The following is a 1380-nucleotide window of genomic DNA, read 5'->3' as shown; positions in this document are numbered from 1 at the left end:
CTGCCCGACGGCACCTTCACGATCCGGATCAACGCCACCGACATCGGCACCGGGGCCCGTACCGTCCTCGCCCAGATCGCCGCCGACACCCTCGGCGCACCCCTTGACCGGGTCCGCGTCGAGATCGGCCACAGCGACCTGCCGCCCGCCGCGCTGGCCGGCGGCTCCATGGGCACCGCCTCCTGGGGCTGGCCCGTCCACGACGCCTGCGCCGAACTCGCCTCCCTGCTGGCCGCGCACCCCGGGCCACCGCCCGCCGAGGGCATCGAGACCCGCGCGGACACCACCGGCAAGGCCGACGCCGACAGCCCCTACGCCAAGCACGCCTTCGGCGCCCACTTCGCCGAGGTCGCCGTCGACACCGTCACCGGCGAGATCCGCGTCCGCCGGCTGCTCGGCGTCTACGCAGCCGGCCGCATCCTCAACGCCCGCACCGCCCGCTCCCAGTTCACCGGCGCCATGGTCATGGGCCTCGGCATGGCCCTGACCGAACACAGCACCCTCGACCCGGCGTTCGGCGACTTCCCCGAGGCCGACCTCGCCTCCTACCACGTGCCCGTGCACGCCGACGTCCCCGACATCGAGGCCCACTGGATCGAGGAGGACGACCCCCACCTCAACCCCATGGGCAGCAAGGGCATCGGCGAGATCGGCATCGTCGGCACCGCCGCCGCCCTCGGCAACGCCGTCCACCACGCCACCGGCATCCGCTTCCGCGAACTCCCCCTCACCCCCGACCGGATCCTCGCCGGCCTGCTGTCCGAGGGATGACGGTGACCGGGTTCACCTGGGAGTACGACGGCTACCGGCCCGGCGAGGAACGCCTGCGGGAATCCCTGTGCACCCTCGGCAACGGCTACTTCGCCACCCGCGGCGCGCTGCCCGAGTGCACCGCCGACGACATCCACTACCCCGGCACCTACGCGGCCGGCTGCTACAACCGGCTCACCTCCGAGGTCGCCGGACGCCGGGTCGAGAACGAGGACATGGTCAACCTCCCCAACTGGCTGCCCCTGCGCTTCCGTCCGGCCGGCGGCGACTGGCTCACCCCGGACACCACGCCCGTCACCGAGCACCACCAGGTCCTCCACCTCGACCCCGGGACACTGGAGCGCCGCACCCGCTACCCGCTCGGCCCCGGCGCGAGCCTGCTCGTCCGGCAGATGCGCCTGGTCCACCTGGCCGACCCCCATCTCGCCGCCCTGCGCACCGAGTTCACCGCCGAGGGCGGCCCGCTCGAGCTGGAGGTGGAGGCCGCGCTCGACGGACGCGTCACCAACTCCGGCGTCTCCCGCTACCGGGAACTGGACGGCCGGCACCTCACCCGGATCGAAGCCGGCGCCGCCCCCGGCACGGTCTGGCTGCGCTGCCGCACCCGCA

General features: G+C 73.8%; 1 protein-coding gene and 1 pseudogene. Both read left to right on the top strand.

The window, feature by feature from the left end:
- On the top strand, positions 1 to 771 hold a 771-nt coding region (locus tag H5J33_RS35315), incomplete at its 5' end, for a molybdopterin cofactor-binding domain-containing protein (RefSeq protein ID WP_181798727.1).
- Positions 768 to 1380: pseudogene (locus H5J33_RS35310) on the top strand (glycoside hydrolase family 65 protein); the annotation flags it as partial. The gene H5J33_RS35315 and the pseudogene H5J33_RS35310, both read left to right, overlap by 4 nt.

This window comes from Streptomyces sp. WELS2, assembly GCF_013870595.1.
In the GTDB taxonomy this organism is placed as follows: domain Bacteria; phylum Actinomycetota; class Actinomycetes; order Streptomycetales; family Streptomycetaceae; genus Streptomyces.
Note: the sequence above shows the minus strand (reverse complement) of the source record. Positions and strands in the feature narration are given on the sequence as shown.